This window comes from Gudongella oleilytica (assembly GCF_004101785.1).
Classification (GTDB): domain Bacteria; phylum Bacillota; class Clostridia; order Tissierellales; family Tissierellaceae; genus Gudongella; species Gudongella oleilytica.
Window position 1 is genome coordinate 691,079 of the sequence record NZ_CP035130.1, and the last position, 12,262, is coordinate 703,340.

General features: G+C 38.6%; 9 protein-coding genes. 7 read left to right on the forward strand and 2 right to left on the reverse strand.

Annotated elements, in window-relative coordinates; genetic code table 11:
• Window positions 1–35 precede the first annotated feature (35 nt).
• Together EC328_RS03125 and EC328_RS03130 are read right to left on the reverse strand one after the other, a co-directional pair.
• On the reverse strand, window positions 36–248 hold the full coding sequence (locus EC328_RS03125) for a DUF4315 family protein (RefSeq protein ID WP_164906011.1): 213 nt from the start codon (window positions 246–248) through the stop codon (window positions 36–38).
• The gene (locus EC328_RS03130) at window positions 217–1,980 is read right to left on the reverse strand and encodes an IS1634 family transposase (protein ID WP_206363907.1); all 1,764 of its coding nucleotides are present in this window, start codon (window positions 1,978–1,980) and stop codon (window positions 217–219) included. The genes EC328_RS03125 and EC328_RS03130 overlap by 32 nt, the downstream gene beginning before the upstream one ends.
• Window positions 1,981–2,612: 632 nt before the next feature.
• Between EC328_RS03130 and EC328_RS03135 the strand changes: the two genes are divergently transcribed.
• From EC328_RS03135 to EC328_RS03165, 7 genes are all read left to right on the forward strand, one after another.
• On the forward strand, window positions 2,613–4,319 hold the full coding sequence (locus EC328_RS03135; protein ID WP_128425014.1) for an IS1634 family transposase: 1,707 nt from the start codon (window positions 2,613–2,615) through the stop codon (window positions 4,317–4,319).
• A gap of 12 nt (window positions 4,320–4,331) precedes the next feature.
• Window positions 4,332–4,556 (forward strand): ErpK protein, encoded by a 225-nt coding sequence (locus tag EC328_RS03140; protein WP_128425015.1) that lies wholly within the window; start codon window positions 4,332–4,334, stop codon window positions 4,554–4,556.
• 167 nt (window positions 4,557–4,723) lie between these two features.
• The gene (locus EC328_RS03145; protein ID WP_128425452.1) at window positions 4,724–5,134 is read left to right on the forward strand and encodes a hypothetical protein; all 411 of its coding nucleotides are present in this window, start codon (window positions 4,724–4,726) and stop codon (window positions 5,132–5,134) included.
• Window positions 5,134–5,463 (forward strand): hypothetical protein, encoded by a 330-nt coding sequence (locus EC328_RS03150; RefSeq protein ID WP_128425453.1) that lies wholly within the window; start codon window positions 5,134–5,136, stop codon window positions 5,461–5,463. The genes EC328_RS03145 and EC328_RS03150 overlap by 1 nt, the downstream gene beginning before the upstream one ends.
• 67 nt (window positions 5,464–5,530) lie before the next feature.
• A complete protein-coding gene (locus EC328_RS03155; RefSeq protein WP_128425454.1) occupies window positions 5,531–6,940 on the forward strand; it encodes an RNA-binding domain-containing protein in 1,410 nt (469 codons plus the stop codon).
• Window positions 6,941–7,706: 766 nt separating this feature from the next.
• Window positions 7,707–10,931 (forward strand): recombinase family protein, encoded by a 3,225-nt coding sequence (locus tag EC328_RS03160; protein WP_128425455.1) that lies wholly within the window; start codon window positions 7,707–7,709, stop codon window positions 10,929–10,931.
• 233 nt (window positions 10,932–11,164) lie between these two features.
• The gene (locus EC328_RS03165) at window positions 11,165–12,259 is read left to right on the forward strand and encodes an AAA family ATPase (protein WP_128425456.1); all 1,095 of its coding nucleotides are present in this window, start codon (window positions 11,165–11,167) and stop codon (window positions 12,257–12,259) included.
• Window positions 12,260–12,262: the final 3 nt, after the last annotated feature.

Consider the following 12,262-nt stretch of genomic DNA (forward strand, 5'->3'; position numbering starts at 1 on the left):
ACACTAAATACTTTTTGAAGCTGAAAAACGTTGCCTCAGATATCTAAGAATGTCATCAGTTCCTGCAAGCTTTTACCACTTTTTTGAAAAGCCTCCATTACTTGTTTTGCCTCGTGTTCCTTCTTACGCTTTTGAAGTTCCAACAGTCTGTCGGATAGAGCCTCCTGTTTTTCGTGAAGTTTTGCTAGCTCACTATTTATTTTTGCAATTTCAGTTTCAATCGAAGTTATCGATTTCGTCCGAGCCATCGTCGTATTCCTCCTCATCCTGGATATCTGTATTTGTAATCAGCGACTGGTTCTTTGACAATAGATTGCCGATTCCACCTGCAATATCACGAATATTATTCTCGTCCATGCCGAATGAACTGAGAATTACCTTCTGCCGCTTTGTTACAGCGTGATCAAGCCGATAATGGCCTTTACCCCGCCTAACCATTTCGATTTTTTCCAGTTCGCGAAGCGCTGCAGGCACCGTCATATAATTCGGTTTAGTCTCTAATCGAAGCATCGTTTCCTTCAAGAGGTTGTAGATTCTGTTACGGACAATCAGTGCAATAAATTCGATAAACAGCTTTGCCGATAATGATTCGGAAGACTGGACTCGGTTGCTTTTTGAGCCAATAAACGATTTGTCCGTACTGAACAGTTTTTCAGAGATATCTCGGCCTTTATAATGGATAAGTGCCTGTGATGCAGTCATTTCAGTAGAGGTGATAATGCAGAAATAACCGCATTGCTCCAACTTTTTCCGTACTACATCCTTTTTTTCTGTATACGAGACAAGCGTATGCTTGCTGTTATAGTGAAGGTCAAAATATTCATGATACACGTTCCCGAGTGTGATGTCTTTTCCAATATGCTTTTCCAGATATAATCCAAGTCTTTCAATCAGTTGCTCCAACTGTTCTCTCTCAGCAGCCTGTTTGGAAGGGTTGAAGTATAAATGGAAATATCTAAGGGCATCATCGTCCTCATACAACTTAGCTAAAACTGTTTTTCCATATACTCTGTATGAACGGATAGAACACTCACGATCAGTTTCAAATGTATTTCGGTTCGCTGTTATCAGCTCAGATACGAGGTTTTTACGACCTTTAACCATGATGATGAAGGAGTAACCATTATCTTCCATGTATTTTATATTGGCTTTACTGAAATATCCTCTGTCCAGAATAAACCCGACCGATTTATAATTGTACTCTTTCACCTTGTCTACCATATACTCAAATTGGGAAACATCGGTTATTGAACCTGGATACTCTTCATAAAATAGCGGAACTCGATTGGTCTTATCAAATGCTAATGCAAGATTGAACACCGGAAGTCCTTTTTCATCCTTCGCTTTGCCATATTCTATAAGATCGATATCACCGGCTTGGCAGTTCTTGTTTGTTGAATCATACGAGATGTAAATGCATTGTCTGTGATCACGTTTTTTGTTCCAGTCATTTAGGAAGCCAATAATCTGTTCCCGAGTAACCGATTTAAGGAACCGACTTACTTTTGAATCGCTGTATATCCTCATTCCTTCTGAAAACAGCGGGTGGTTAAATGCAAAATCAGGATAGTACTGGCCTGCATTTTCTTCATTAACAATCAGATATGCCATTAGATCGAGTAGTAATCCACAGTCTTTTGGAAACCATGTATTCAGAAGACTCTCTAACTTATATTCTTGGAGAACCTTTTGAATTACCGCATATGAACCAATCTTTAAAGCGCAGCTACGATAAGACTCCGGCAGTTCTTCTGGAAGGGTAACATCCGGAAAGTAATCCTGAAATTTTTCGTTAGGATACATCAGATCATGATTATCTTCATGAATTTTTCCAATGATAGTACGCTGGGGTATGACATACTTCTTTTCAGCATTATATTGTTGGCCGTATTGAAAAAGGACATAAGTTGAATCGCCCTTTTTCTTGGTGATTATCTTGCCCCTAACCTGAGGGATTTTGACCGTGTAATCGTAGTACATGAGCAGCCTCCTTTAGTGTAACTGTTACACTAAAATTATACTACTTTTCCCTACGTTTTGCAAGCGATTTCCATTGATTTTACAGGGGTTTTAAGACTTTTTCACACAGATTTTTACGACTTAGTGTAACCTAGATGCAAAGTTCACATTTAAGTAGACTCAGGTGGATCTTATGGGTCTGTACGATCTTGCATTCCATGTGATAGTTACTGTGACCAAGGCAAGCTGGATGGCATCGCTAGTATTGCAATAAACTTGCTGAGGGTTTTAGTGAATAGGCTTCAACCACAGTAAGCGCACAATAATATATGCCTTGTAAAAATTATGGAGATGATCTCAGATGCTAACTTCTCAAACTTTATCACACTCAATTGTTTGCTCCCTCTATTTACTGCATTGAAAAACAGCTCAAGCCACTGAAAACAAGCGGATTTTGTTACGATTTCACTTGCACCTTAGTTCTGAACTTCCAATCTGAACTTCCAATCTAATTAACTCTCAGGGATTCGAATAGTGTTTTTGATGCTCTGAAAACGTCTGTTTTTCAACGGGAAAAGCAGATTTTTATTGATTTTCCCAGTGAAATATGGTATTATTATAGAGAGTTAATTAACTCTCTATAGGAGGCCAACATGTACACTGATGTGAGAGTAAAAATACCTGATGAAAAAGGAAAAGTAACTAGGAAGAAAATCAGAGGAACCACCTACATTTATTATCAAACAGATCGCATTTATGACCCGGAAAAAAAGTATAGCATTCCTAAAAGTACACCTATCGGAAAGCTCTGTGAAGATGATCAGACGATGATGATTCCGAACGAGAAATACTTGATTTTTTATCCGGAAGCAAAGCTTCCTGAAGAAAAGAAATCCTCCCGCAGAAGTGCTTGCTTAAGAGTTGGTGCACATATGGTTCTGAAAAGAATTGTCGCTGAATATCACTTGGATGTTTTGCTTGGAGATCTAATAGGAAAAGACAGTGGCCTTTTTCTGGATCTTGCGATATATACCATCATTACTGAAAATAATGCTGGTCAATACTATCCGGATTATGCATACAACCATCCGCTATTTACCAGTAAAATGAGGCTTTACAGCGATTCTAAAGTGTCTGATTTCATAGCTTCAATCAAGAAAGATCAAAGCGTTGAATTTCTCAACAGATGGAATGAAAACCGGGATCACAGAGAGAAAATCTACATATCCTATGATTCGACGAACAAAAATTGTCAGGCAGGAGATGTGGATTTTGTTGAATTTGGCCATGCCAAGGATGATCAGAACAAACCGATATTGAATTACTCCATAGCATACGACAAGAACAATAGAGAACCGCTATTTTATGAAATGTATCCCGGAAGCGTAGTAGACGTGTCACAGCTGCAGTACATGCTTGAAAAAACAGAAGGCTATGGCTATCGACACGTTGGATTCATTCTGGATCGAGGGTATTTCAGTAAAGAAAACATCCGATATATGGACAAATGCGGTTATGACTTCGTCATCATGATGAAAGGAATGAAAAAGTACGCCCATAGTCTGGTGATGGAGAATAAAGGAACTTTCGAAGAGAGCCGAAAACACAGTATTCGGGACTATAAAGTAAGCGGAAGCACCGTGAAAGGGAAACTGTTCCCTTCAGATGAGAAAGACAGATATTTTCATATATACTTTAACGAAAGCAAGAGAACAGGCGAACGCGAACAACTGGAAGAAAAAATCGACAGAATGGCCTCATATTTAAAATCCCAGGAAGGGAAGATGGGATATGAATGTCCGAGTGCCTTATGCCACTACTTTGAACCCTTTTATCATGGTCAGGGGGATGAAAGAGTCTTTATGTTCGCAAGAGAGCGTCAAGATGTGATCGATAGGGAAATCAAGCTGTGCGGATATTTCATAATAATCACATCTGAAAAAATGTCAGCAGAAGAAGCGCTTGAGCTGTATAAAAGCAGAGATGGTTCTGAGAAACTCTTCCAAGGAGACAAGTCGTATCTGGGCAACAAAAGCTTCAGGGTACATGGAAGTGAATCGGTCAATAGCAAGATATTCATTGAGTTTGTCGCACTGATCATACGCAACAAGTTTTACACATATCTGAAAGACCAGATGAAGAAAAACAACAAAAGCGAGAATTACATGACGGTTCCAGCAGCTCTTAGGGAACTGGAAAAAATAGAGATGATTCGTCAGAGTGATGGTAATTACCGTTTGGATCATGCCGTGACTGCAACACAAAAGGAAATACTTAAGGCATTTGATCTGACTGAAAGAAACATTCGTGAACAAGCGATAAGCATTAACAGTCAACTAAAAATGATTGAAGGATTGTAAGGGGGCAGGCAGATGGGCAGACGAAGCATATCCATTGACGAAAAAATATCTAAGCAAAAAGAAGTGGTTTCCCAGTTGAAAGATAAGTACGATTCAGCGCTTAACGAGTTGAATGTTTTGATGAAAAAGAAACAGGAACTGCAAGGAAAAGAACTCCTAAATGCATTCGTAAACACCAGCAAAAGTCTGGATGAAATTTTGGCATTTATGAGTGAAAACGAGGATGAAAAACCCTAAAATAGGGTTTGAGAGTTAATTTTTTCAGGAAGTTAAGGATGATGATCAAGCTACTTGGTGGGTTATTTTTTGTGAAATAATTGAGGGAAATAACATCAGTACAAAAACGTACAAAAATATTGAATTTGTACTAAGTGTTGTGCTATACTACAGGTGAGGTGAAAGCTATGGAAGTGAGTTTAGAGAGTTTAATATCTTACGAAAAACTGAAAACAGATCTGGATGATGTTTTTAAAGTCGTTGAGAAGAATGGTAAGGTAGTCATTCTAAAAGATAACGAGCCGGTGTATATTCTACTAAAGTATGATCGGAGTGCTGGGCCAATTGAAAAAATACTAGGCCCCTCGATTCCAAAAAGAACCTTACAAGAAGCTATGAAAATTGTACTTAAGGAAGTGGAAGGCAGAAAGATGCATGCTGCAGAGCTTTCAGATGAAATATACAGAAGGAAGTTGTACCTGAAGAAAGATGGGACTCAGGCGATGTACAATCAGATCCGAGCAAGATGTGGACATTACCCTGAAATGTTTGAAGCTTTACCTGGAAATATTATTCAGTTGAAGGAGGGTGTTGAGTAATGGATTTTGAAAAGCTATGGCATCAGATTCTTTTAACAGCAACTGAAGCTGCTTTTGATGTAGCGACAGTTCCTCAGAATAATAGAACACCACTGTGGTTTAATGTTTATACAAAAGAAGCACATTTGTACGTTGATAACACATCAGATAATAGCCCATCTGTTCGGCTAAGTGGAGCCAGAAGAATCACTAAAGAAGATTTTCTAAATGTAGCTGGATACTATGAACGGTGGAAAAATGGAGAAACTCACCTACGTCAGGAAGTAAGAGAGCAATCAAGAAATACCGCTTATATTTTTGGATTGATATCTCAATTCTCAAAAGCATGATTATTATTTGATTGAATGGATAAACTAAATTATGGCGCCATGCTTTGGCGTAAACGAGGTGTTGTAAGTGAAGATAGAAAGTTTGAAGAAAATAATCAGTAGTGGTGAAAGCATCACTGTAGAATTCAAAGAGAGTAAAAAGAAGTTAAATAAGGATGTGTATGATTCGGTATGCGCATTTTTGAATCGCCACGGTGGACATCTATTTCTTGGGGTGAAGGATAACGGTGATATTGTAGGCGTCGATAAAGAAGCTGTGGATCAGCTGAAGAAAGATTTTGTTACATCACTTAATAATCCACAAACTCTTAATCCCGCTTTTTACTTGGCGGTAGAAGATGTTGAAGTAGATGGGAAGACGATCCTGTATATTAACGTACCGGAGAGTTCTCAGGTACATCGTTGTAAGGGGAAAATATTTGATCGAAATGAAGATGGAGATTTTGACATTACCAATAATACAAATCTAGTGTCTGGATTGTACATGAGAAAACAAAGTACATATACAGAAAACAGAATTTTTCCCTATGCTGACATGGATGAGCTGGAAGACGAATTGTTCACAAGAGTTAGAAAAACGGTTGGAAACTTAAAACCCGGTCACCCATGGGTTTCGATGGATAACATCGAGCTGTTGAAAAGTGCAGGAATGTATTTGAAGGATCAGAGCACAGGTGAGCAAGGTATTACCCTTGCAGGTATCTTGATTTTTGGTAGTGAACTGATGATACAAACAGCGCTTCCACACTATAGGACAGATGCAATTTTAAGAAGAGAGAATCTTGACCGATATGATGATCGGGATGACATTAGAGTGAATCTTCTAAGAAGCTATGAAAGATTAATGCAGTTTATTGCCAAGCATCTCAATGACAAATTCTATCTCGAAGGTGATCAGCGTGTGAGCTTGAGAGATAAGATTTTCAGAGAAGCAATATCAAATTTACTGATTCATAGGGAGTTTTCCAATCCATTTCCTGCGAAGCTGGTCGTGGAGAAGGACAGAGTCTATATCGAAAATGGAAATAAGCCTCACGGAAATGGAATGATTGACCCTGAGGACTTCTCACCTTATCCCAAGAATCCGAAGATTGCAAAGTTCTTTAAAGAGATTGGATGGGTTGATGAACTCGGATCAGGGGTTAGGAACATTTATAAATACAACAAGATCTACTCGGGTGCTGATCCTGAATTCATTGAGGGAGATGTGTTTAAGACAATTATTCCATTGACCCCGCAAGATACCCCGCAAGATACCCCGCAAGATTCCCCGCAAGAAGATAAGAGAATTACGATGATTCTAGAATTTTGTAATGAACCAAAAAGTAGACAAGAAATTCAAGATTTGCTCGGGATGAAAGATAGAGAACACTTCAGGAAAACAATACTAAATCCAATGATTAAAGGGGGACTTCTGAAGTTGACATTACCAGATTCTCCAACCAGCAAAAATCAAAAATACTATTCAGACAGATAAGAGGATTGCTCATCACATAGTGGTGGGCTTTTTTTATTCATCCAACTTATCAAATAAACCACCAAGAAGGCATCTAGGATCGGTAAAGTCCCAAACTTAGACTGAATATTGGTGGGTTATTAACTTTTTTAAAGCAAAAATGACTAAATCGCTTTTGCGGCTAATTTCAGGGAATTAGCCCTTGGGTGGAACTACGGGTCATAAAATCAATAAAAATTCGTTACAGGGCAAACTGAAGCGTCGTTTTTTTAGTGACCCTTCAAAATTTCGTCTCTTGGGGCAGATTATCATTTAGAATGAGAGCCGCGTAAATAAGTACATAAATAATAGAAGAAACTCGTTTTATCGTTTTATTAGAATTGAAAAGCAACGATCTGCCAGTTAAGTATAGTATAGTTCAGGCGTGGACTTTTCGTGGTTTTGCATTACATAATGAGACGTCGTATATTCGACTCAGCATATTTCAGATGAACCAAGATTAATCCAGATAATTTTAAATCGCTCTGAGAGCGTATATATAGATCAAGTTTACAGCTCATCACAATGTGGTGGGCTTTTTTTGCGTTATAGACTTCAAATTTCTTGAATTACTGGTTAAAAACAGAGTATTTCTTGACATTTTTCTGTGTATTGGGTTTCCTTTTTATCCTTTTAGATTCGAGGCGAGAAAGAGAATATTGATACTTCAGGAGAATACAATAAATTCCTCTTAAGCACTTATGCTGCGCTTGCACAGGAGGAAATAGAAACTATTTCAAACTCTACGATGTGGGGTTATGAGAAAAGGTTTCTAAAGGGTATCCCAAAGTTCAACCGCTTATATGGATACAAAGTCATCCATGCAGGGGATGATTCCCAATTGGTTATTCTTGAAGATGAAGCAAAAATCGTAAGAATGATGTATGAAGAGTACCTTCAAGGAAAGACTTTCACGGACATCGCCAGGGCACTAACAGAAGCCGGGGTTAAAACAGCCAAAGGGAAGGATGTCTGGATAGGCGGTATGATAAAGCATATTTTATCCAACGTCACCTACACAGGGAACAAGCTGACACGTGAGCTGAAAAGAGATTTATTTACGAACAAGGTTAATAGTGGTGAACGGGATCAGGTGTTTATTGGGAACACTCATGAACCGATCATTAGCAATGATATTTTCAATCTTGTTCAAAAGAAGCTTGAGGCCAATACGAAGGAAAGAAAGCCCAGTGAGAAGCGAGAGAAAAACCACATGTCAGGTCGCCTAATTTGCGGAAGATGTGGATACAGTTTTACCATAATTCACAATAGAGCTTCTCATCACTTTAAGTGTAGCCCAAAAATCATGGGGGTCTGTGATTCTGAACTTTATCGGGATGCGGATATTCGAGAAATGATGCTTAGAGCAATGTATAAAAAATATGACTTCACCGATGAAGATGTAGTACTTAAGCTGCTGAAAGAACTACAGGTCATCAATCAAAATGATCACTTTGAGTTTCATAGGCTTAAGTTTATCACTGAAATTGAAATCGTAAAAAGGCAGCAGGCCATTTCAGATAGATATTCAGCTATTAGCATAGAAAAGATGGAAGAAGAATACCGCACCTTTGAAAGCAAGATTGCGAAAATTGAGGATAACAGGTACATCAGAATCGATGCAGTGGAGTGGTTAAAGAAAAACAAGACGCTGGATTCGTTTATCGCTAAGGTCACCACTAAAATATTGCGAGCTTGGGTTTCAGATATGACTGCTTATACACGAGATGATTTTTTAGTGCAGTGGATTGACGGAACTCATACTGAGATTGGAAACTGCAAGCATTATCTTGTGAAGGATAGAAATAAAAAGAGTCAAAAAACCAGAGATAACAAGAGTCTCAAGACAAAATTCGAACTCACCGATATTAGTGAAATTAACGAAGGCCAAGGAGAACTTGACCTTTTAAACAATAAAGAAGTTTTGAAACAAGAAGATTATAATCGACCAGAAAATAAATCTACGGGAAAGGAGGAGCTTGAGTTGAACTTAAACAGTAATGCAGAAATTATCAAAATTGAGCCTTGGCAAAGGGACTATATTATGAAGAATCTGCACAAAAGCCTTAGCGCCAACATGATTATGCAGAATGCTTCAGTCCACACGGCAAGCATTAACAAACCTAGACTTAAGACAGCTGCTTACTGCAGAATCTCAACAGATTCAGAAGAACAAAAGGTAAGCTTGAAAACCCAAGTAGCCTATTACACTTACCTGATTCTAAAGGATCCCAAATATGAATATGCAGGCATCTATGCCGATGAAGGTATATCAGGGCGTTCTATGAAAAACCGTACAGAATTTCTCAAACTACTCGAAGAATGTAAAGCCGGGAATGTGGACTTGATCTTAACCAAGTCAATTTCACGCTTTAGTAGAAACGCATTAGATTGTCTGGAACAGATCAGGATGCTGAAGTCGCTGCCAAGTCCAGTTTATGTGTATTTTGAGAAAGAGAATATTCATACAAAAGATGAGAAGAGTGAGCTGATGATTTCTATTTTTGGAAGTATTGCTCAGGAAGAGAGCGTAAACATGGGAGAAGCCATGGCTTGGGGAAAACGGAGATATGCTGAACGAGGGATAGTAAACCCCAGTGTTGCACCTTATGGCTTTAGAACGGTCAGAAAAGGTGAATGGGAGGTGGTTGAAGAAGAAGCTACGATCATAAGAAGAATTTATCGGATGCTCCTAAGGGGAAAGAGTATTCATGAAATTACAAAGGAACTCTCCATGGAGAAGAAGAAGGGCCCTGGTGGCAATGAACAGTGGCATCTTCAAACCATTAGAAATATCTTGAGAAATGAAATCTATAGGGGTAACTACCTTTATCAAAAGGCTTATATCAAGGACACGATCGAGAAGAAGGTGGTAATGAATCGAGGAGAACTGCCACAGTATCTCATAGAGAATCATCATAAAGCCATTGTCGATAATGAGACCTGGGAGAAGGTGCAGAAGGTACTAGATGCTAGAAGAGAAAAATATGAGAATAAAAAGTCCATAGCTTATCCGGAAGATAAAATGAAAAACGCTTCTCTTGAAAACATTTATACCTGTGGAGAATGTGGAAGTAAAATAGGCCATAGAAGAAGCATCCAGAGCTCTAATGAGATTCATTCCTGGATCTGCACAAAAGCCGCCAAGTCTTTCTTGGTGGACTCGTGTAAGTCCACAAGCGTATATCAGAAGCACCTGGAGCTGCATTTTATGAAGACTCTTCTCGATATTAAAAAGCATCGTTCTTTCAAAGATGAGGTGCTCATCTATATACGAACCCAAGAAGTAGATGAAAAGGAAGAGTGGAGAATCAAAGGTATTGATAAACGAATCAAAGATCTTAACAGAGAGCTTTATAATGCGGTAGACCAGGAGCTTAATAAGAAAGGTCAGGACTCCAAGAAAGTTGATGAGCTCACAGAAAAACTGGTTGATCTTCAAGAGGAATTAAAGGTGTTCAGGGACCGAAAGGCAAAGGTTGAGGATCTTAAAGCGGAGCTTGAATGGTTCCTAAAGAAGCTGGAAACCATTGATGATGCTCGAGTAAAAAGAAATGAAGGAATAGGCCACGGTGAAGAGATATACTTTAGAGAAGATATTTTTGAAAGAGTAGTAAAGAGTGCACAGCTTTATAGCGATGGAAGGATCGTCTACGAACTAAGCCTCGGGATCCAGTGGACCATTGACTTTAAATACAGCGCATTTCAGAAGCTTCTTATAAAGTGGAAAGATAAACAAAGGTCAGAAGAAAAAGAGGCTTATCTCGAGGGACCGGAAGTTAAAGAACTGCTGGAATTTTGCCAGGAACCTAAGAGCTATTCTGAATTACATGCCTTTATGTGCGAGAGAAAAGAAGTTTCCTACAGTTATTTCAGGAAACTGGTGATAAGACCTTTGATGAAGAAAGGAAAGTTGAAGTTCACCATACCAGAAGATGGTATGAATAGGCATCAGCGATACACGTCAATTTAATAGACTAAATGAATCAACCAAGAAGCCTTTACTAAAGGAGGTTTTCTTGGTTGTTTTATTTTGGCATTTAAGAAGGTGCTGGAAAATGACAAAAACTAAGGTTGAAGTGACGAATATCGAGTATAAAATAACAAAATCAGAATAAAAATAATAAAAATGGGTATTAAAATAACAAATACATTGACAAAGTGAACGCTGAGAGGTTAGAATATATATGTCTGGAGGAATGAGATATGTACACAGAGATTGTGAAAATTATAGAAGGCGGAATGATTGGTGATAAAGAGAAAGTATATAATTATGCCCAGGTTCTAGCAGAAAACCTAGAAAAATCTGGCGATGCTTCTCTAGCCAAGAAAATACGATCTCTATTAGTGAATAAGAAAACGAGAATGGCCTCCTTAGATGATTTTTCCACTAAACCGGTGGATTCTGAAAGCCGTATGGATATGGTGGATATCTTCATACCAGATAAATCATTTGAGGTACCGATATTGAAGCCTTACATTCATGAAGAGATCGATGAGTTTATTAATAGCTATGGGCAACGGGATGAGATTTTACGAGCTGGAATTGAGATGGTGAGCTCTCTGTTATTGTATGGGCCACCCGGATGCGGAAAAACAACGGTAGCTAGATTTATCGCATATAAGACAGGGCTACCACTGGTGACCGTAAGACTTGACGGTCTGGTCTCATCTCTACTTGGGAGCACTGCAAAGAACATTAGAAAAATATTTGACTATGCGTCGAAAGGGGACTGTATCCTGTTCCTTGATGAGTTTGATGTCGTAGCAAAGCTTAGAGATGACAAGCACGAATTGGGAGAGCTTAAAAGGGTTGTGAACAGTTTGCTTCAAAACATTGATGATTTTAGTCAAAACAGTATTCTAATTGCAGCTACTAATCATCATGAACTATTAGACCCGGCGGTATGGAGAAGGTTCTCTAAGATCATCACACTAGAGAAACCCAACAGAGATGAGATCATGCAGCTAATCAAGCTGCATACAAAAAACCAAAATAGTAATGTGATGGAGAATGAAAAGAAACTGGAAATGCTGGCAGCTGCTTTCGATGGAATTAGTCATGCAGATGTTAAAACAGTAGTGAACAACGCGATAAAGAAATCCATTATAAACAAAAAGGAAACGACTCACAATTGGGATATGCTGCAGGAAGTGTATTTATACAGAAACCATAAGATTATCAGCGAGAATGACTTCATTAAATACCTTTTGCAATATGGGGTAACGCAAAAGGAGATAAGCGATAATTATGATTTTTCGATTAGGAAGGTGAGAGATGTAGCTAACTCTCCGGAGTAAAAG

Coding starts and splice junctions, on each gene's coding strand:
- EC328_RS03130 (WP_206363907.1), bottom strand. CDS start 1,980: ATGTACTACGATTACACGGTCAAAATCCCTCAGGTTAGGGGCAAGATA.
- EC328_RS03135 (WP_128425014.1), top strand. CDS start 2,613: ATGTACACTGATGTGAGAGTAAAAATACCTGATGAAAAAGGAAAAGTA.
- EC328_RS03150 (WP_128425453.1), top strand. CDS start 5,134: ATGGATTTTGAAAAGCTATGGCATCAGATTCTTTTAACAGCAACTGAA.
- EC328_RS03165 (WP_128425456.1), top strand. CDS start 11,165: ATGTACACAGAGATTGTGAAAATTATAGAAGGCGGAATGATTGGTGAT.
- EC328_RS03140 (WP_128425015.1), top strand. CDS start 4,332: ATGGGCAGACGAAGCATATCCATTGACGAAAAAATATCTAAGCAAAAA.
- EC328_RS03125 (WP_164906011.1), bottom strand. CDS start 248: ATGGCTCGGACGAAATCGATAACTTCGATTGAAACTGAAATTGCAAAA.
- EC328_RS03160 (WP_128425455.1), top strand. CDS start 7,707: ATGTGGGGTTATGAGAAAAGGTTTCTAAAGGGTATCCCAAAGTTCAAC.
- EC328_RS03145 (WP_128425452.1), top strand. CDS start 4,724: ATGGAAGTGAGTTTAGAGAGTTTAATATCTTACGAAAAACTGAAAACA.